Genomic DNA, 19,286 nt, shown 5'->3' with positions numbered 1-19,286 from the left:
TTTACTCCAATAAAATCCTGATTCTCAAGAGCTCATCGATTCCTTAATTTTTTCACGGTGGATCAGTCCCCAATTCACCAAAGTTTCAGTAACCGGAAAAACAGATTTCCCATATTCTGTAACAGCATATGTTACGGTGATCGGTTTTGTATCCTGAATCGTTCGGGTGATCAATAAATTTATTTCCAGCTCTTTCAATTCTTTGCTCAACATTTTTGTGGAAATCCCGTCAATTCCTCTTTCCAGTTTTTTGAAATGAATATTTTGATCTGTACGATTGGTTAAATATCGTAGAATCATCAGCTTCCATTTCCCACCTAAAACATCTAGACTGTCGCGCATTGCGAATAGTTCTTCTGTACAATTCGCTTCCCTTTCTACTCCGTTTTCTATGATCTTTGCCATCGATAGTTACTTTAATGTTACTAGTTACCAAGAGTTAACTAATAACAAATATAAACTATTCTGTTTCTACATTTGTACTTCAATGGAGAATTATGAAAGTAGTTATTTTAAATAAAAATTTACAATTGGAAGATGGCTTTGTCGAAAAACCTGAACCAAAAAGTAACGAAGTTTTAATACAAATTAAAGCCAGCGGTTTTAATCCGATCGATTATCAAATGCTGGAAAACGAGTTGGAAAGAAAGCTCATCAACTCCTCAATTTTAGGACGTGAACTTTCAGGGATCATTGTCGACAAAGGCAACGATGTTACTCAATTCAATATTGGAGATGAAGTTTTTTGTGGAAGTGGTTCTATGGGAAGCAATGGAACTTATACAGAATTCATCGCTGTTCCGGAAGCGATCGTAGCCTTGAAACCTAAAAACATTTCTTTTGAACAGGCAGCCGCAATTCCGTCAGTTGGAATGACTGCTTTACAGATTTTCAATCGTTTAAAGTTTGACCAAAATGACTCTGTTTTCATTACAGGAGCCGTTGGCGGTGTTGGATCTTTTTTAATTAAACTTTTATTGGCTCATAATTTCAGCAACATAACTGCAACGGTCGGAACTGAAGAAAACAGAAACATTCTATTGAAAATGGGATTGAAAGACCATCAAATAATTAATTATAAGAACGAAAATCTGGTCGGAAATATTCTCAATGCCAATAACAATCATTTTTTTGATGTTGGAATTGATCTGGTTGGAAATTATATGTCAGAAATCACCGCAAAAGTTCTACAGATCAATGGAACTTATGTCGATGTAACGGCTTTAACCAATAAACAATCGCGCGAAACGCTTTTCAATAAAGGAAATATAATCATGAATATTTCAAATTATGCATATGCAATGACCAAGAATTATCAGTATTATCAAAACAGTTTAAATGAAATTTCAAAATTGATTGAACACGAGATCATCACTCCTCCCAATTATAAAAATATAGGAAGTCTTTCTCTGGAAACAGTCTTGAAAGCTCATTCGATGCTAAAAAACAATCAAACCCAAGGAAATAAATTAATAATGACTCATGAATAAAATACCAAGAAGAATTGTAACAGGAATTGAGAACGGAAGATCAACCATCATCGAAGATCAACCAATTGAAAATGTTGTAGAACATCTTCCGGGCTTGATTATTTCGGACATCTGGAATACTCAGAAAATGCCTGTAAGTTTAGATTTTGAGACTCAAATTCCCAACACAGGATTTCCGCAAACACCGAAAAATGGAACGTACTTCAGATATGTTTCTATTCCGCCTGACAAAGATCTGGGTCTAGAATTCAAAGTTGGAGAACCTCACCCGATGATGCATCAAACTCAGACTTTAGATTACATCATTATACTTTCCGGAGAATTGTATTTGATCATGGAAGAAAGAGAAACGCTGTTGAAAGCCGGAGATATTGTTATCCAAAGAGGGACCAATCACGCCTGGAGCAATCGTTCTGACGAAGCTTGTATTCAATTGGCGGTGTTGATTGATGCAGAATAATTTCTATCGCAGATTTTGCGAATAATGCAGATTTCTTTTTTTAAAATCTTTATACAATCATCTGCTAAATCAGCAAAATCTGCGAGAAATAAAATTAAAGTTTTAAGATTTCATCAAGTTTTTGTTTCAAATCATTTGATTTGATTTTTCCTTCATGATAATACACCAACTCCTGATTTTTATTTAAAATGATCCACAGCGGATAAATGGGTTGAGTTTTATTTTTAGATAAAGCCAAAGCCAGTTCATGAATTCCGGAGTTTCCGTTGGGTAAATAATTGAATTCTTTCCCTTGAAAAATGATTTTTTCTTTTGTTTTTTCAGCTTCAAAATTGATGAAATCAAAATTCTCATTAATTATTTCAACCAATTCTTTATCTTTATTTAATTGAAAAGATTCAATCTTGCAGATGGCGCACCAATCGGTATAAATGTGAATAATTGTAGGCTTTGCTTCTTTCTGTTGCTGAATTTCCCAATCCGAAAAAGTGCCGGTTTTCATCTGTGAAAGACAAAAAATCGGCACCAACATTAAAAATAAAAATATCTTTAAAATTTTCATTATTTATCAGGTTGATTAGATGAAGATCTTTTTAGGCTTCAAACAGCAAATTTATTTGCCTCAATATTTCTACCATTTCTTTTGTTTGACAAATTTAGTAAAAACTTATACGAGTAGATCACATCCTCAAGACTCTTACTTGTAAACTTTAAGAACGAGCAAAATCCGGAGGCAATAGGATTTTATGAAAAAATGGGATTCAGAAAAATCGGAAGGTCAGAGAAAGATGGTTAGGGTAAAGATTACCCGTTGATTCATATGAGTCTGTAATTATGTTAAGCTTAAAAACTTTCGTCCTGTAATTTTTCGTAAATTGGTATGGCAAATCATATCAATTTTTCGATAAATGCCCACACAAACTTCTCCACGCCAAACTGTAAAAAAAGTTCTTCCGCTGATCTTAGCGACTGCTATTTTTATGCAGATGCTCGATTCTACGATCCTGAATACTTCCCTTCCTTCGATTGCAAGAGATCTAAATGAATCTCCGTTGAATATGCAGAATGCCATTATCAGTTATGTTTTAACATTAGCGGTTTTCATGCCCGCAAGCGGATTTTTGGCCGACCGTTTCGGAACGAGAAGAGTTTTCATCTTTGCTTTGGTGCTTTTTAGTTTAGGCTCTGTATTTTGTGCGCTTTCACAAAATCTTACGCATTTGGTGATTTCAAGGGTGATCCAAGGAGTTGGTGGAAGTTTGATGACTCCTGTTGGAAAACTGGCTTTAATAAAAACTTTCAACCGAAATGAATTGCTTAAAGCTATGAATTTTGCAATAGTTCCTGCTTTAATTGGTCCGGTTCTCGGTCCGCTTGTAGGAGGTTATATGGTAGATTATCTTTCATGGCATTGGATTTTTCTCATTAATATTCCGATTGGGGTTTTAGGAATTATTTTAGGCTTAAAATATATGCCCAATTACAACTCCCGGGAAACTGATTTTGACCTGAAAGGTTTTATGATCTTTGCAGCAGCTTCTCTCTTGCTTTCTGTTTCACTGGAACTTTTCGGAGATATGCAGAATATTACACCGGTTTTACTCGTTTTCATTTTAGGATTTTTGTTCCTGTATTATTATTACCGACACGCAAAAAGAGGTAACAATCCTATTTTTCCTTTAAGCTTATTTCAGGTTCGTACATTCCGTGTTGGGATTGTAGGAAATCTTGCGACGAGATTAGGGATCAGCTCGGTTCCATTATTGCTTCCTTTGATGATTCAGATCGCGTACGGTCAATCAGCCGTAACTTCAGGTTGGATTATTGCACCAATGGCTTTAACAGCAATGTTTGGAAAATCTTCCGTCATTAAAATTTTAAATAAATTTGGTTATAGAAGAACTTTGATGGTGAATACATTTATTATCGGAGTTTTAATTTGTTGCCTTGCCATTCCGGATATCCATACTTCTATTTTCTGGTTTGTTCCTGTGATCGCTATTTTAGGATTTTTCAATTCAATCCAGTTTACATCGATGAATACCATTTCTATCGCAGATCTACGAAATTTTCAAACAAGCAGCGGAAATTCTTTGATTTCCGTGAATCAACAGTTAGCCATCGGATTTGGAATTGCTTTTGGTTTAATTGTTTTAAAAATTTACGAAAACAGCCCCGAATTAATTAAACATGAAACTCACAACGCATTTCGCTACACTTTCCTTACCGTAGGAATTTTAACCATTTTATCAAGTTTAGTTTTCAGAAGACTTCACACGTTCGACGGCAGAAACATGAAGTCTCAGGAATAAAATTTCAATTTAGAGCTTTTTAAATTTTTATTATTTATAGAAGTTTCATGGATTAGATATATTCAGCAGGTGATTACATTTTTAAAATCTGCAAAATTTGCCCAATCTGCGAGAGAAAAAAAAACACTCTTTCACTAAAACGCTCCAACCCTCAAACTTACTTACCACACATCAATGTAATTCTCTTCAGACTGTTCTAATTTTGTTTAAAATTAAAACATCTATTATGACAACAAAAAAAATAGAGATCGTAGTTCCACCAAAACCTGCTCATTTTGTAGGTGATGGTTTCAGAGTGCACAATTTTATTCCGGGTGCTTATCATTTAGATATGAAAAGAATGGATCCGTTTATCATGCTTGATTATAATTCTAAATTTCATTTTAACGGTTCAGAAACACCTCGCGGAGTTGGTGTACATCCACACAGAGGTTTTGAAACAGTAACCATTGCTTACCAAGGAAAAGTAGAACATCACGACAGTGCAGGAGGCGGTGGTATTATTGGTGAAGGAGATATACAGTGGATGACTGCTGCAAGCGGAATTTTACATAAAGAATATCACGAAAAAGAATGGTCAAAAACCGGAGGAATTTTTCAGATGGTACAGCTTTGGGTAAACCTTCCTGCAAAAGATAAAATGAGTGCGCCAAAATATCAGGCCATTAAAAACTCAGAAATAAAAAAAGCAGATCTAGGTGAAAACGGGTTTGTGGAAATCATCGCCGGAGAATATCAAAATATAAAAGGTTCTGCCTCTACATTCAGTCCCGTGAATTTGATGAATGCTAAATTAAAATCAGGAGGAAAAGCAGAATTTAATTTTCCTGCCAATTTTAATACCGCGGCGTTAGTGATTGAAGGAAACATCTTAGTGAATGGTGAAGAAAAAATAAAAACTGACCATTTAGTTTTGTTTAAAAATAAAGGCGAAAGCTTTACGATTGAAGCAACAGAAGATTCTGTAATATTAATTCTAAGTGGCGAACCTTTAAATGAACCCATTTTCCCTCATGGCCCTTTTGTAATGAACAGCAGAGAAGAGATCATGCAGGCTTTTGAAGATTTCAATACCGGAAAATTCGGGTATTTGGAAGACTAATTAAATAAAATCATATTCATAAAAATTAGAATAATGTTTGTCACTCCGCAGGAATCTAACCTTATTTTTTGAAAGTCAAGATCCTTTCAGGATGACAAACATTATTCTCTTTTATAAAACTTAAAAAATATAAACATCATGAAACCAGAATTTGAAAACATTCCATTAGTAAAAAACGAAGATAAAAAGAGATTTGAGATCGAAGTAAACGGTCATTTTGCTTTTATCGATTATAAAGAAACAAGTCAGCGATTCGCTTTAATTCATACAGAAGCTGAGCCGGAATTAGCAGGAACCGGAGCTGCCGCTGCAGTCGTTGAAAAAACGTTGATCTATATTGAAGAAAGTGGCAAAAAGCTGCTTCCGTTTTGTCCATATGTTTTTGCATACATCAAAAAAAATCCAGATTGGAAACGTATTGTAGACGAAAAATTTGAAGGCTACGATAAACTTTAATTTTTATTAAAGTAGCCTTAAATAGAATAAATTTTAATTAAATTAGCTATCCACAAAAACTAAAATCACAATATTTATGTCAAATATCGGACTTATATTAGAAGAAAAATCCGCAGATATCGGAAACTTTTTAGTGGGAAGATTATTGCCTTTCCGTGAAAAAAGAGCGGTTGGTCCTTTCGTTTTTATCGATCACATGGGACCTGCAGAATTAAAAGATTATCAGAATCTTGATGTTCCGCCACATCCACACATTGGTCTTTCTACTTTAACCTATCTTTTAGAAGGATCTATTTTTCACAGAGACAGCATTGGAAGCGCTCTTGAAATAAAACCGGGCGCTGTGAACTGGATGACTGCCGGAAAAGGCGTGGTACACTCAGAAAGAACTCCTGAATATTTAAGGAATACAGATAAAAAACTTCATGGTTTTCAAATTTGGGTAGGTCTTCCAAAACATTTGGAACAAAGCGAACCTACTTTTCATCATATTGAAGCCAACGAACTTCCTGTTTGGGAAGATGGCGACATTCAGTATAAATTGATTGCTGGTGAAGCTTTCGATAAAAGATCTCCCGTTCCAGTTCACAGTAAATTATTTTTTATCGAAATTAAAACTAAAACTGCACAGAAGATCAGCATCGGAAAAGATCTTTACGGTGAAGCAGCGATGTATGTTTTAGACGGAACGGTAAATATTGAAGATAATTCTTACGGTTCAAAACAATTGCTGATCGCCAAAAACACGCAACTTTGTGAGTTTGAAATGAGTGAAAACGGAACCGTTTATCTTTTCGGAGGCGAACCTTTTGATGAAGAACGTTTCATTTTCTGGAATTTTGTAAATTCAGACAAAGAAATAATTGACGAAGCAAAAGTAAACTGGAATGACCAGAATCACGATGCTTTTCCTTTGGTTCCCGGAGATGAAGAGGAATATGTTCCGCTTCCTAAAGCCATTTTAAACAGAAAATAAAACAATATTTTATAAACAGTTCGATTTTACAGATGAAAAACCTGACACTTTTATTTTTACTATGTCTATCTTTTTTTGGAACTGCACAAACCGTAACAGAGCCTAAAAATAATCCGGCAGAATGGTCAAAAGATTACGAACCTTTCAAAATTGTGGGTAATTTGTATTATGTAGGAACTTACGATCTTGCATCTTATCTCATCGTGACCGATAAAGGCAATATTTTGATCAACACAGGTTTGGCAGATTCTTATTCTACCATTAAAAAAAATATCGAAAAGTTGGGTTTTAAGTATAAAGACATTAAAATTCTTACCTTAACGCAGGCTCATTATGATCACATGGGAGCAATGGCTCAAATAAAAAAAGAGACCGGTGCAAAACTTTATGTTGACGAAAAAGATGCTTCAGAACTTAAAAGTGGTGGGAAATCTGACTACGAAATGGGAAAATACGGAGTAACTTTCGAACCTGTACATCCTGATCTTCTTTTAAAAAATAATGCTAAAATAAAATTGGGAAATTCAGTATTAACCTTACTTCATCATCCCGGTCATACAAAAGGATCTTGCAGTTTTTTATTTGAAACCAAAGAAGGAAATAAAAACTATAAAGTTTTGATCGCCAATTTACCTTCAATTATTATTGACCATAAATTCTCGGATGTAAAGAAATATCCTACTATTCAAAAAGATTATGGATATACTTTTGAAGCGATGAAAAAAATAAATTTCGATGTTTGGGTAGCTTCACATGCAAGTCAGTTTGATCTTCATAAAAAGCGAAAAGAAGGAGATCCTTACAACCCAAAGTTGTTTATGGATAAAGAAAATTATTTTAAAAGGCTTAAAGAACTGGAAAACGATTATCTGGAAAAAGTAAAAGAAGATTCAGCGAAAAAATAAATAATTCAGGATTTTCTTTTTTTAAATTTAAAACAAATAAACATGAAAATATTAGCATTTGCAGGAAGTACTTCTTCCACATCTATCAACAGAGAGCTGGTAAAATTTGTTCTGAAAAACTTTCAGGAACACGAGATTAATTTAATCGATCTTAATGATTTCACGATGCCTGTATTTTCTGTTGATCTTGAAAAGAAAGGTTTTCCGGATGAAGCGCATAATTTTTTAAAGCAATTTGAAGAATGCGATGTCATTATCTGTTCTTTAGCAGAGCATAACCGTTCTTATTCGGCGGCTTTTAAAAATGTATTCGACTGGGCTTCGAGGATCAATGTAAAAGTTTTTCAAAATAAACCGATGTTTTTGATGAGTACTTCTCCGGGAGGTTATGGCGGTGGAAATGTAATGAATACTGCAAAAACTTTCTTCCCGCAGTTTGCTGCAGAGGTAAAAGAAACTTTTTCATTACCTAAATTTTACGAAAATTTCGATTTGGAAAGCGGAGTTATCAATCCTGAAATGCTGAACGATTTAAATAATAAAATAGAAAGTTTTAAAAATCAGATTGCTTAATTAAGATATGTGAGAATCTGTGAAATCTGTGGGACTTTTTTAACCACAAAAGGCACAAAAGCTTTAGACATATAAGTCACATAGGTTTTTAAGTAAAATAATAATGTTGATAAAGAACACATAAGTTTGGAAGATCAAAGATCTTCTAACATCTAACATCTAACATCTAACATCTAACATCTAACATCTAACAAAAATATGGCTGTAACTGTAAAAGCTAGTTTAGGCAAAACAAAATATTACACGGAAGTTGTCGCAGGCGAAAACAGTCTGATCACTGACGAACCCATCGACAAAGGCGGACAAAACAAGGGGTTTAATCCTTTTGAAATTCTTGCAACTTCTTTGGCAAGCTGTACTGCAGCCACTTTAAGAATGTACATCGAGAGAAAAGAATGGGACGTTGAAAAAATCGACGTAGAAGTAGAACTGGAAAATTTTCCTTTAACAAAATTAGCAGTTTTTAAAAGAAACATTAGTTTTGAAGGAAATGATTTGAGTGAAGAACAACTGAAAAGGCTTCACACCATTGCAGATGCTTGTCCGGTACACAAAATGTTAAATAACGAAATAGAAATACAAACCAAATTTTCTTAAATATGATAGACGTAAAACAAAACAACGACGAAAAACACGGAAGCTTTGAAGCATTGATCGATGGAAGAAGAGCGGGATTAATGACCTATACTTGGGCAGGTGAAGACCGATTCATCATCGATCACACCGAAGTTGAAGAAGCCTACAACGGAAAAGGTGTAGGAAAAGAAATGCTGATAAAAGCGGTAGAATTTGCAAGAGAAAATGGTAAAAAGATTATTCCTCTTTGTCCGTTTGCAAAAGCAACTTTCCAGAAAAACGAAGACTTGCGTGATGTTTTATAAAGCGGGATATTAAACTCCCACAGATCTCGCAGGTTTTCGCAGATGATTGAGAATAAAATCTGTGCTAATCTGTGCAATCTGTGAGAAGAAAATAGATCGCCACGAATACACGAATTTAACCGTTACTATTTTCATTAAACAAAAATTCGTGCATTGGTGACAAAAAAATTCACAAGTTATCTATCTCCGTGAAGAAAGAATTATAATTGATTTTAAAGTTTTTTCTTCACGGATCTTTTATTTTAGATCAAATCTTAGTTCATGTAAATTACAATTTATCCAAAACTTTCATCATTAAACATCCAACATCCGCTACATTCGAAAAAAAACTATATTTGCTGAAATTTAAATTGTAAACATGAATTCCGGAACTATACTTTTGCTATTTGTTTTTGTTTATTTCATTGGTCTTTTGGTGATCTCTTATTTTACGAGCCGAAATTCTGATAACCAATCTTTTTTCATTGGAAACAAAAAAAGTAAATGGTGGCTCGTTGCTTTCGGGATGATCGGAACCAGCTTAAGTGGAGTTACGTTTATTTCCGTTCCTGGAACGGTCGGTAAAATGACCGGAAGCGAATATATTTTCGGCGGCTTTGAATATTACATGATGGTGATCGGGTTCTTCATCGGTTATTTTATTGTGGCAGCAATATTACTTCCACTCTATTATAAGATGAATCTGACCTCGATCTACACCTATTTAGGAAAAAGATTCAATGTAGAAGCACACAAAATTGGTTCTGTATTTTTCATCGTTTCAAGAGCAATCGGAGCGACGGCAAGATTATATTTGGTAGTCAATGTTTTACAGATATTTTTATTGGAAGGTTTAGGCGTTCCGTTTTGGGTAACCGCTTTGGCGCTTCTATTAATGGTGCTTTTGTATACTTTTGAAGGCGGTGTAAAAACGATCGTCATTACCGATACATTGCAGACTTCGTTTATGATCATCAGTTTAATTGCATGTATTATTTACATTTTATCCAATTTAAATTTATCTTTTGGCGAAGCTTACACGATCTTAGAACAGAAAAATTATACTCATTTCATCAATTTTGATCCGAATTCCAAGACATTTTTCCTCAAAACTATTTTAGGCGGAATTTTTATTACCATCGCAATGACCGGATTGGATCAGGAAATGATGCAGAAAAATATCTCAGTTGACAATCTTCAGAATTCAAAGAAAAACATGTTAACTTTTGCGGGAACTTTGCTTTTTGTAAATCTTGCATTTCTATTTTTAGGAGGTTTGCTTTATCTTTTTGCTTTACAAAATGGGGCAGAATATTCTCAAATCACAAATATGGTAGATGGAAAAGAAGTCGTTTCTAATATTTTTGGATTCAAAGATGCTGCAGGAAATATCAAGAACGTAATGGGCGACGATTTATTCCCATCTTTATCTCTTCAAGGGCATTTTCCAATGATCATTTCGGTCATCTTTATTATTGGGTTAATTTCCGCTTTATTCCCTTCTGCGGATGGAGCTTTAACGGCGGTGACTAGTTCATATTGCGTTGACCTTTTAAATCTTAATGAAGACAAAAGCAAAACTGAAAAAGAGAAAAAACGCTTGAGAATGAAAGTTCACTTGATCTTTACGGTTGTTTTCTTTATTTTAATTATGGTTTTCAAAGCAATGAATGACAAGTCGATTGTTTATTTAATCATGGAAATCGCTGGTTACACGTACGGACCTCTTTTAGGACTTTTTGCCTTCGGAATTTTCACCAAATTTAAAATTTCAAAAAAATATTCAATTCTTTCCGTAACGCTTTTGGCTCCCGTTATTACTTATCTTATTAATTTAGCTGTAACAACTTATACAGATTATCGAATTGGCGTAGAACTGATTATTCTTAACGGATTACTAACTTTCATTGGATTGTGGCTGGTGAAGAATAAAAATTATTTGAAAGTAGTTTAGAATAATTTGGGCAGCTTTTCCGCCTTCCGCTCCCGCTTTTTTGTTTCACAAAAAGAGCTCCGCTCAAGTCGGGCTGCGAGATTTGTCATAATAAAAACTTTGTTTAATGATCTAAATTTTCTCAAAGTGAAGCATAATAAGATCCGGATTCAAAGTCCGGATTTTTGCATTTCCATAAGCCGACAAAAAATTGTAAATTTGCATGCAAATAAATCCTAATATATGAGTAAAAGTATTGAAGAGCTGAAATCTCTTACAACACAAATCAGAAGAGACATTTTAAGAATGGTTCACGCTGTAAATTCAGGGCATCCAGGTGGAAGTTTGGGCTGTACTGAGTACTTCACAGCATTGTATGGTAAAGTAATGAACTACAATCTTCCTTTCACAATGGAAGGTAAAAATGAAGATCACTTCTATCTTTCAAACGGACATATTTCGCCAGTTTTCTATTCTACATTGGCTAGATTCGACTTCTTTCCGGTGGACGAATTGAAAACTTTCAGAAAATTAGATTCAAGATTGCAAGGTCACCCAACCACTCACGAAGGTTTGGAAGGAGTAAGAATTGCTTCTGGATCTCTAGGACAAGGTCTTTCTGTAGCTTTAGGTGTTGCACAGGGGAAAAAATTAGATGGTGATACCTCTTTGGTTTACTCTCTTCACGGAGATGGAGAATTGCAGGAAGGACAGATCTGGGAAGCTTTGATGTATGCTGCAGCAAACAAAGTAGACAACATTATTTCTACCATCGATTACAACGGACAGCAAATTGACGGAAGCACAGAAAATGTACTTTCATTAGGAAATCTTCATGCAAAACTGGAATCTTTCGGATGGACAGTTTTGGAAGAGAAAAACGGTAACGATCTTGAAGCTGTAATTGCAATTTTAGAATTAGCAAAAACTGAAACAGGAAAAGGAAAACCAGTAGTAATTATCCTTCATACAGAAATGGGAGCTGGTGTAGATTTCATGATGGGAACTCACGCTTGGCACGGAAAAGCTCCAAATGACGAGCAATTGGATACTGCTTTCAAACAATTGTATTTAGAAGCTCCAGCTGATTATTAATTATAAATGATAAATTATCATCGATAAATGATACGATTCAATATCATTGATCACACATCATTTATCAATTATCAAAATTTAAATTCTCATGAAATATACATATACAGAAAAAAAAGATACACGTTCAGGTTTTGGGGCTGGTTTAGCTGAATTGGCTGATAAAAACCCAAATGTAGTTGCATTGTGTGCAGATCTTATCGGTTCTTTGAAAATGGAAAAATTCATCGAAAAAGCTCCTGAAAGATTTTACCAAGTTGGTATCGCAGAAGCAAATATGATGGGTCTTGCTGCAGGTTTAAGCATCACGGGAAAAATTCCTTTTACCGGAACTTTTGCTAACTTCTCTACATCAAGAGTGTATGACCAAATTCGTCAGTCAATTGCATATTCAGATAAAAATGTAAAAATTTGTGCTTCTCACGCAGGTCTTACTTTAGGAGAAGACGGAGCAACACACCAGGTTTTAGAAGACATCGGGATGATGAAAATGCTTCCTGGAATGACGGTAATTAATCCTTGTGACTACAACCAGACAAAAGCTGCAACATTGGCAATTGCAGACCACCACGGTCCTGTATATTTAAGATTTGGTAGACCAACTGTTCCTGTATTCATTCCGGAAGATATGCCTTTCGAAATCGGAAAAGGAATTCTTTTGCAAGAAGGAACTGATGTAACGATTGTTGCAACAGGTCACTTAGTTTGGGAATCTTTGGTTGCTGCAGATGAATTAGAGAAAGAAGGGATTTCTTGTGAAGTAATCAACATTCATACAATTAAACCTTTAGACGAAGAAATCATCTTAAAATCTGTTGAAAAGACAGGTAAAATTGTAACTGCTGAAGAACATAATTACTTAGGTGGATTAGGTGAATCAGTTGCAGGAATGTTGGCAAGAAAAAGACCTACAAGACAGGAATTTGTTGCGGTTAACGATACTTTCGGAGAATCTGCTACACCAGCTGAATTAATGAAAAAATATAAAATTGACTCTGCTGCTGTAAAAGAAGCGGTGAAAAGAATTTTAGCATAATATTATCCTCGATACTATTGAAAAGCATCCAAAATTTGGATGCTTTTTTATTTGATTACAAAGGTAGCGCTCCTACGGAGCGCATATTAAGTATTCATTCTATCCTATTGCTACACAGATTTTGCTCCTACGGAGCAATTCATTCATTAGTCTCTTTGATACATTTAAGATAAGATTACATTAAAAAAGCCGACGAGTGCCGGCTTTTATTTATAAAAATATCTTTAAAAGATTATTTGAAAAATTTCCACTTTGGAATAATTGCCAACATTCCAAATCCTGTAAAAAGGAAAAGATTGGTGACATCCGTATATAAGAAAGTTGACAAATAATAATTATGCATCAGGAAATGAAGAACCAATAACACAGGAAAGGCAAACATCCCTATTTTTCTGTAAAAAAACATCAGAACAAGACTTATAATCATCAAAGCATCGATCGTGAAAATCACGTAGAAATACCATCTTGGTATATTGAGGTACTCATGCTGAAGATACTCGTCAATATCGATTCCCATGCCCATAACTGTAAACAAAAGCAGAGAAGCCAAAGCCAAAATAAAACCCCATCCTTTCTTCGGATCTACATCAAAATAGCTATATTCTTTATATTCCTTTTCCATACTGCAAAAATAAAGAACTTATGAATGATTTCATAAGTTCTTTAGTATTTATATCGTCTAAAATTCGATTAAATTGAGATTGCGTTGATCAACCTGTTTTTATCGCTTAAGAATTCTTCCATAGAGATCATAGATTCAGTTCTCATTACGTCCTGAATATCGTCAATCTGATAGATGATTCTTTTTGCGTCGTTTGTATTTTTAGCTCTTACCTTGCAGAAAATGTTGTATTTTCCAGAGATAACACTTGCTTCGATAACGTTTGGAATTGTTCCTAACTCTTTCAAAACCTCTTGCGTACGGTTTGATTTTGTTAAAAGAATTCCGATAAAAGCTGTGAAATGGTAATCTAGTTTACCATAATCAAGATTAAGAGATGATCCTAAAATAATACCTGCATCTTCCATTTTCTTCACTCTTACGTGAATTGTACCCGCAGAAACATCCATCTGCTTAGCAATTTCTGTAAAAGGCATTCTTGTGTTTTCTACTAAGAAATCAAGAATTTTCTTGTCTATTTCGTCCAGTTGATAGTTCATATTAGTGAAATTATATTTTTCCTAAAAAATCAATAAATTTTTTACAAAATTAAAAAAAATAATTAAACTAAAAAAATAATATCAAATATTAACAATAATTAACACGTATGATAAAAATCATTAAAAATTTACAGCTATTTGCCACTTGATTTTACAGAATCTGTTTTTATTTCAACTTTGTCAGTAGCTGACTTTTTGTCTTTTTTCTTCTTTTTGAACAAAGAATTAAAGCTTTTACTCCAAACGATACCACCACCATAAGCCTGATTTGCAGAACCATTAGTACCTACAGTTCCTACACCCATTCCGATGTTGGTGGGTTTAGAATAACCTCTCAAGACCAGTGTACCGTCGTTTTTCTTAGAAATATCATATTCTACAGACCCTTCACCAGAGAGATAATTGTTACTAGTATTTTCTGTTCTTGAAAGTGGGATTCCCAAACCTGTTTTTACCGTAATTCTTGGTGATAAATCAAAACTTACTCCGGCATTTGCTCTGTCTCCACTGTTAGAAAACTGATCGTTTCCTTTTACGTAATTCAAATCAATTTGAAATTCGTTACTTACTGTATTCAAAACAGAACCCAATTGTTTTAATAGCATATTATAACCGGAAGATTCCGCAATTCCTGCAGCATCTATATTTAGCCCACCTCCCGAATTAGTTACATTAAACATATTCAGCAACAAAATAGAACCAAACTGTAAGACATTTTCACCTTCTGTTTGATTAATTTTCGCTGCCAAAGTTTCTTTCACCTGACTCGAAACATCAAGTGCGGTTACATTTAATGCAACTTTAGGATCATTTAAGGTATTGGTAATATTTGCCTGCAACAGTACACTGATTGGCTGTAATTGTCCCATATTTAAATAATCTCCAGCATTGGAAACCATTCTCACATAATTGGCAGAAATATCCAAAGCTGGCTTCATTGCATCACCATCCCATCTGATGCTGCTGTTTTTCTGAATCTGGAAAGTTCTGTTAAGAATCGCTTTAGACACAAAAGTTCCACTGTCGACCATATAAGATCCGTTCATGGCAATATTTCCTTGTCGGCTCATCTGAAATCTCAGATTATTCGCCATTCCTTTCACCGTAATATTTCCAACATCATCACCTACCAGAACGTTTACCGTGGTACCTTTATCAACATCCAAACTGAAATCGATATTCATATTGGCGCCGGTCTTTTTCTTTTCTTCTAAAGTAACTAAGCCATCTTTTCCTTCCTTCAAAAACCTCAACATTTTAAATTCCTCAACATTAGAAGTAGAACTTGAGTTGAAAGTAAATGTACTTCCATTTAGAGCTTTCATGTTTGGAGTAGAAAGATTTAAAGCAGAAACAGGTCCGTCGACATATAAATCGCCTTGTCCGTAAACTCTTCCCCAAAATAGATCATAGTCTTTCTGAGTTGTATTTAGCATTAATAAATTATCGGCTCTCATAACGAGGTTGACTCCCATTGAAGATAAAGTTTCAAACTGTATCGCCCCCGAAATTGATCCTGAAGAATTTGATCTTCCGTCGTGAACTCCAATATTGTTTAAAATCGCCAAACCTTTAGAAAGCGGAATCACCGTATCATCAAACGAGTAATCAACTCCTGTAAATAATAATTTTAAACCAAATTCTTTTAAAGCAATATCACCGCTGTAATCTAAATTTTTAAGAGTACCGTTGATTTTCAGATCACCCGTTGCTTTTCCTCTTAAATTTCCAAAAATACTTTGTACAAACTGTTGCGTAAATGCAAGATCAAAATCTCTTAATTCTGTTGTTAAATCAATGGTTGGAGATGGTGTATTGTTATTAACCGTTCCTGTTAAATGCAGATTATTATTTCCAATTACTCCCGCTGAAGCAACTCTTACATCAACATCGTAAACGTTCAGAGAAAAGCCGTTGACTGCAGAAATCGTCACATCTCCCATATCATTGCCATTCATCATGATGTTGTCTACAGTAAGATCAACCAAAGGTTGCAATGTGTTTTTATCCATCTTGATTTTCACATTTCCATTGGCCAAACCTTTAATATCCATAGGATTTCCGCCCGACTGCATTTCTAAAAGTTTTTCTATGGCAAAGTTCTGAACTTCCGCATCCACATAAAAATCTTTAATAGATTTAAAGATAGATTCGTTAACAAGTAATGAGCTATCGTCTGAATAAATTTTTAAATTATGAATTTCAAAATCAGATGTTTTTCTACGGTAACTTATATAATGATCGAGCTCCGGACTTGTGTCTATTGACCATTTCACATTATTTAAATTGACTTCAGTAGGTTCAAATCTGAATACATAATCTCCTGCAGGATTCGTGGACTGATTAAAATTAATCGCATAATCTTTCAGAGTTTCATTCAGTTCATCTTCCGGACTTCCATGTTTAAAATTGGTAGCAATTCTTAAAACTGAATTATTCTCATTTTTGCCAGTAAGTATTACATCCTTCAGAATATTTTTATTGTATTCGAGTCTGCTTATTTTTGCATAAAGCTGTTGTTCAGTATTGGCAGTATTAATTCTCACCATCACACTGTCAACCATGGCGCTGTCTCTTGTAACCGCTACTCTATCATCAATTTTATAATCAGGATTTGCTTCTGCCAAAGCACGATCTGCTTCAGTAATCTCCTCCTTTTTTGTCATAATGTATTTCAGAGAAGCTGCATCCAGATTTAAGATCAGATTATTTGAATTACCGTCATATTCTCCTTCCACTTTCGCGCCTTGAGGAAGTTTTAAATCCGGCATAAAATAGGCAACCAAACCTTGTTCAACATCAAAATCCATGGCGAAAGTTTGTCCGCGGTATAATTTTCTTGGTTCAGGACCAACCAAAATTTTCCCTAAACCATTTTCAACCATTCCTGCCAAATCAGCAAGATTATATTTCCCCGAAATTTTTCCGTTTACTGCGCCCGGAGCATCAACCAAAATAGAACGGCTTCCACCTTCCACAAAAGTTTTCAGCTTAGCATTCGGAATATGATATTTTTGATCTGCTGTTGCGAAATTTACATTGGAGGCTTCAACATCCAAATTCAAATCATTGATATTTGACATTGCCATTTTCCCGTTTACTCTACCACTTACAATCTGACTTCCAGCTTTGTCGGTAAAATAATTCATATTTAAATAAGCAACATCAGCATCTACATTGGCAGAAATTCTTGAGGTACTGAAATCTATTAAACCTTTTACTGTTGCTTTTGCCTGTTCGTCATTTACGGTAATCAATCCGTTGTATTTTTTATGATCTAAAAGACCATCCAAAACCACATTATTGATTTCTTTATTCATGATTTCAATGCTGGAAATTTGAGATTTTGTACTCAGACGCATTGTATTGACATCAAAACTTTGTCCATCTAAATTAAATTTACCAGAAATCAAACCAACTGCTTTGCTTTTGGTAATGACGGAAGTATTTAAGTCATTAACTTCGGCGTATCCTTTATATTTAGGTAAAGGTGAGCTGTAATCTGTTAAGTAAAAATTAGAAATTTTTGCCTGTCCGATTCCTGTCATCAGATTTCCTGAAGAAACATAAACCTGCTTCGGAGTTACTTTCGCAGTTCCGCTATATTTTAGTTTACCGAAATCATCCGCAAAGTTTTTCATCTTTGAGGAAACGAAAGTCGGCATCATTGCTTTCAAATCTTTATACGTAAAATCTGCTGAAAGGTTTTCAGTTTCTATCGTGAAATCACCTTTCAGCAAATGATTGGCTTTCAGTTTTTTTGTTGCAATATTTACCGAAGGATTTCTGATCAGAAAGTTTTCTAAAGTAAAATGATTTAACGGCCCCGTCATTTTTCCGCTTGCATTAAATGGAATAAAATTATCCCAGTTGGTCACAAAATAAGAAATATCATAACCACTTATCTGGCTTCCCAGTTTCATATTCATGTCCCACTTTACTTTGTTGGTAAAATCTGCCCACGAACCTTTATTTAAATTAAATTTAATATCTCCCTGAAGAAGCGAATGATCGGTATTTAAAGTAAGATCCCCCAAAGCCAGAAAATCTTCGGTCATTGAAAAATCGGTAGAAAAAGTTTCTACAAAATGAGATTTCCCCCATCTTTTGGTGATGAAAGTAAAATTGTCAATTCGGGCATTAATATTTGCGCCATTAACTTTAACTTTTGGAGCAATCAGATTTACATTAGTCGCTGTCAACCATTTCCCTGGTTCTCCCGGAGAATTTTGATTAACAATAGAAACTTTTGAATTTAAAATTTCTAAACGTGCGTTCAGTTGGAAAGGTGGCTTTTTAGGGTCTTTCTTTTTACCGCTGTCAAAAAGTTGTGTAAAACGGATGAAGTTTGAAATACTGTCGCCTTTATACGTAATTACTTTAATGTCTGCATCATTAAGCGTCAAACCGTTAAAACTTAAAGAATTGTTTTTCCCTATATTGGTTGCCAAAGAAAACCAATCGGAATTGGCTTTAAACTCTCTTGCTTTAATAAAGTCTAGATTTTTATAATCTTTTATCCTTAAACCTTTAATGGTAACATCTCCAAAGAAATCGACCTCTACACTTTCGGTAGACATTTTAGCTTTAAAATCTCTGTTGACAATCTGTAAAGCCTGATCTGCAGCCCATCTTTTGGTAACCGGTAAGTTAATTGCAATAAAAACAAGAACGATAATTGAAAGAAGCGTCCAGAAAAGAATCAATAAAAGTTTTGCCCACCAAGAATAGCTTACAACATCTTTAGCTGCCTGTTTACCAAATTCTTGTGCGGTATCTATTGGGTGATTTATAGCGTCTGAAGCCAGCTCAGAAGCCTCTTTCACAGTCTCCTGAACATTTTCTACGGTCTTTTGTACCTGATCTCCCAGGTTTTCAGCTACCGATTTTTTGTTCTCATTTTCGTTATTATTCTCTAACTTTGCCATTA

Annotated in this window: 19 protein-coding genes; 13 read left to right on the top strand and 6 right to left on the bottom strand. The window is 34.5% G+C overall.

From position 1 onward, the window contains the following. Positions 1-24: 24 nt before the first annotated feature. Entirely contained in the window at positions 25-405 is a 381-nt protein-coding gene (locus BUR17_RS17345) for a winged helix-turn-helix transcriptional regulator (protein ID WP_074231843.1), read from the bottom strand. Positions 406-497: 92 nt separating this feature from the next. Between BUR17_RS17345 and BUR17_RS17340 the strand changes: the two genes are divergently transcribed. Together BUR17_RS17340 and BUR17_RS17335 are read left to right on the top strand one after the other, a co-directional pair. Beyond that, entirely contained in the window at positions 498-1,490 is a 993-nt protein-coding gene (locus tag BUR17_RS17340; RefSeq protein WP_074231842.1) for an NADP-dependent oxidoreductase, read from the top strand. Beyond that, positions 1,483-1,950 (top strand): cupin domain-containing protein, encoded by a 468-nt coding sequence (locus tag BUR17_RS17335; protein WP_074231841.1) that lies wholly within the window; start codon positions 1,483-1,485, stop codon positions 1,948-1,950. Before BUR17_RS17340 ends, BUR17_RS17335 begins: the two co-directional genes overlap by 8 nt. Positions 1,951-2,044: 94 nt before the next feature. Here the strand turns inward: BUR17_RS17335 and BUR17_RS17330 are convergent, their stop codons facing one another. Continuing rightward, on the bottom strand, positions 2,045-2,452 hold the full coding sequence (locus BUR17_RS17330) for a thioredoxin domain-containing protein (protein WP_228418824.1): 408 nt from the start codon (positions 2,450-2,452) through the stop codon (positions 2,045-2,047). Positions 2,453-2,858: 406 nt separating this feature from the next. On the opposite strand from BUR17_RS17330, the gene BUR17_RS17320 reads away from it, so the two are divergent. From BUR17_RS17320 to BUR17_RS17285, 8 genes are all read left to right on the top strand, one after another. Continuing rightward, a complete protein-coding gene (locus BUR17_RS17320; protein ID WP_074231840.1) occupies positions 2,859-4,262 on the top strand; it encodes an MFS transporter in 1,404 nt (467 codons plus the stop codon). A gap of 226 nt (positions 4,263-4,488) precedes the next feature. Beyond that, the gene (locus tag BUR17_RS17315; RefSeq protein WP_074231839.1) at positions 4,489-5,364 is read left to right on the top strand and encodes a pirin family protein; all 876 of its coding nucleotides are present in this window, start codon (positions 4,489-4,491) and stop codon (positions 5,362-5,364) included. A gap of 138 nt (positions 5,365-5,502) precedes the next feature. Beyond that, complete coding sequence (locus BUR17_RS17310) at positions 5,503-5,820, top strand: GNAT family N-acetyltransferase (RefSeq protein WP_074231838.1); 318 nt, start codon at positions 5,503-5,505, stop codon at positions 5,818-5,820. 76 nt (positions 5,821-5,896) lie between these two features. After that, positions 5,897-6,796: a pirin family protein gene (locus BUR17_RS17305; RefSeq protein WP_074231837.1), complete on the top strand. Its 900-nt coding sequence runs from the start codon at positions 5,897-5,899 to the stop codon at positions 6,794-6,796. Between the two features lie 32 nt (positions 6,797-6,828). Continuing rightward, positions 6,829-7,701, top strand: coding sequence for a CPS family subclass B3 metallo-beta-lactamase (gene blaCPS, locus BUR17_RS17300; RefSeq protein WP_074231836.1), 873 nt, complete (start codon positions 6,829-6,831; stop codon positions 7,699-7,701). Positions 7,702-7,743: 42 nt separating this feature from the next. Then, complete coding sequence (locus tag BUR17_RS17295; RefSeq protein ID WP_074231835.1) at positions 7,744-8,274, top strand: NADPH-dependent FMN reductase; 531 nt, start codon at positions 7,744-7,746, stop codon at positions 8,272-8,274. A 198-nt stretch (positions 8,275-8,472) separates the two neighbouring features. Then, positions 8,473-8,871: an OsmC family protein gene (locus BUR17_RS17290; protein WP_074231834.1), complete on the top strand. Its 399-nt coding sequence runs from the start codon at positions 8,473-8,475 to the stop codon at positions 8,869-8,871. A 2-nt stretch (positions 8,872-8,873) separates the two neighbouring features. After that, positions 8,874-9,155 (top strand): GNAT family N-acetyltransferase, encoded by a 282-nt coding sequence (locus BUR17_RS17285; RefSeq protein ID WP_185114093.1) that lies wholly within the window; start codon positions 8,874-8,876, stop codon positions 9,153-9,155. Between the two features lie 9 nt (positions 9,156-9,164). On the opposite strand, the gene BUR17_RS21155 is transcribed toward BUR17_RS17285, so the two are convergent. After that, positions 9,165-9,290 (bottom strand): hypothetical protein, encoded by a 126-nt coding sequence (locus tag BUR17_RS21155; RefSeq protein ID WP_262484513.1) that lies wholly within the window; start codon positions 9,288-9,290, stop codon positions 9,165-9,167. A gap of 223 nt (positions 9,291-9,513) precedes the next feature. Between BUR17_RS21155 and BUR17_RS17280 the strand changes: the two genes are divergently transcribed. The 3 genes from BUR17_RS17280 to BUR17_RS17270 all read left to right on the top strand — a co-directional run bounded on the left by BUR17_RS17280 (position 9,514) and on the right by BUR17_RS17270 (position 13,195). Next, positions 9,514-11,088, top strand: coding sequence for a sodium:solute symporter (locus BUR17_RS17280; protein WP_074231833.1), 1,575 nt, complete (start codon positions 9,514-9,516; stop codon positions 11,086-11,088). A 222-nt stretch (positions 11,089-11,310) separates the two neighbouring features. Next, positions 11,311-12,162: a transketolase gene (locus BUR17_RS17275; RefSeq protein ID WP_066678764.1), complete on the top strand. Its 852-nt coding sequence runs from the start codon at positions 11,311-11,313 to the stop codon at positions 12,160-12,162. A gap of 88 nt (positions 12,163-12,250) precedes the next feature. Further along, entirely contained in the window at positions 12,251-13,195 is a 945-nt protein-coding gene (locus tag BUR17_RS17270; RefSeq protein ID WP_074231832.1) for a transketolase family protein, read from the top strand. Positions 13,196-13,427: 232 nt separating this feature from the next. Here BUR17_RS17270 and BUR17_RS17265 read toward each other — a convergent pair whose 3' ends face one another. From BUR17_RS17265 to BUR17_RS17255, 3 genes are all read right to left on the bottom strand, one after another. Further along, positions 13,428-13,817, bottom strand: a complete 390-nt coding sequence (locus BUR17_RS17265) for a hypothetical protein (RefSeq protein WP_074231831.1) — start codon at positions 13,815-13,817, stop codon at positions 13,428-13,430. Positions 13,818-13,885: 68 nt separating this feature from the next. After that, positions 13,886-14,356, bottom strand: a complete 471-nt coding sequence (locus BUR17_RS17260) for an Lrp/AsnC family transcriptional regulator (RefSeq protein WP_066678756.1) — start codon at positions 14,354-14,356, stop codon at positions 13,886-13,888. Between the two features lie 134 nt (positions 14,357-14,490). Then, a complete protein-coding gene (locus BUR17_RS17255) occupies positions 14,491-19,284 on the bottom strand; it encodes a translocation/assembly module TamB domain-containing protein (RefSeq protein WP_074231830.1) in 4,794 nt (1,597 codons plus the stop codon). Positions 19,285-19,286 lie beyond the last annotated feature (2 nt).

The organism is Chryseobacterium scophthalmum (genome assembly GCF_900143185.1).
Taxonomy (GTDB): Bacteria; Bacteroidota; Bacteroidia; order Flavobacteriales; family Weeksellaceae; genus Chryseobacterium; species Chryseobacterium scophthalmum.
Note: the sequence above shows the minus strand (reverse complement) of the source record. Positions and strands in the feature narration are given on the sequence as shown.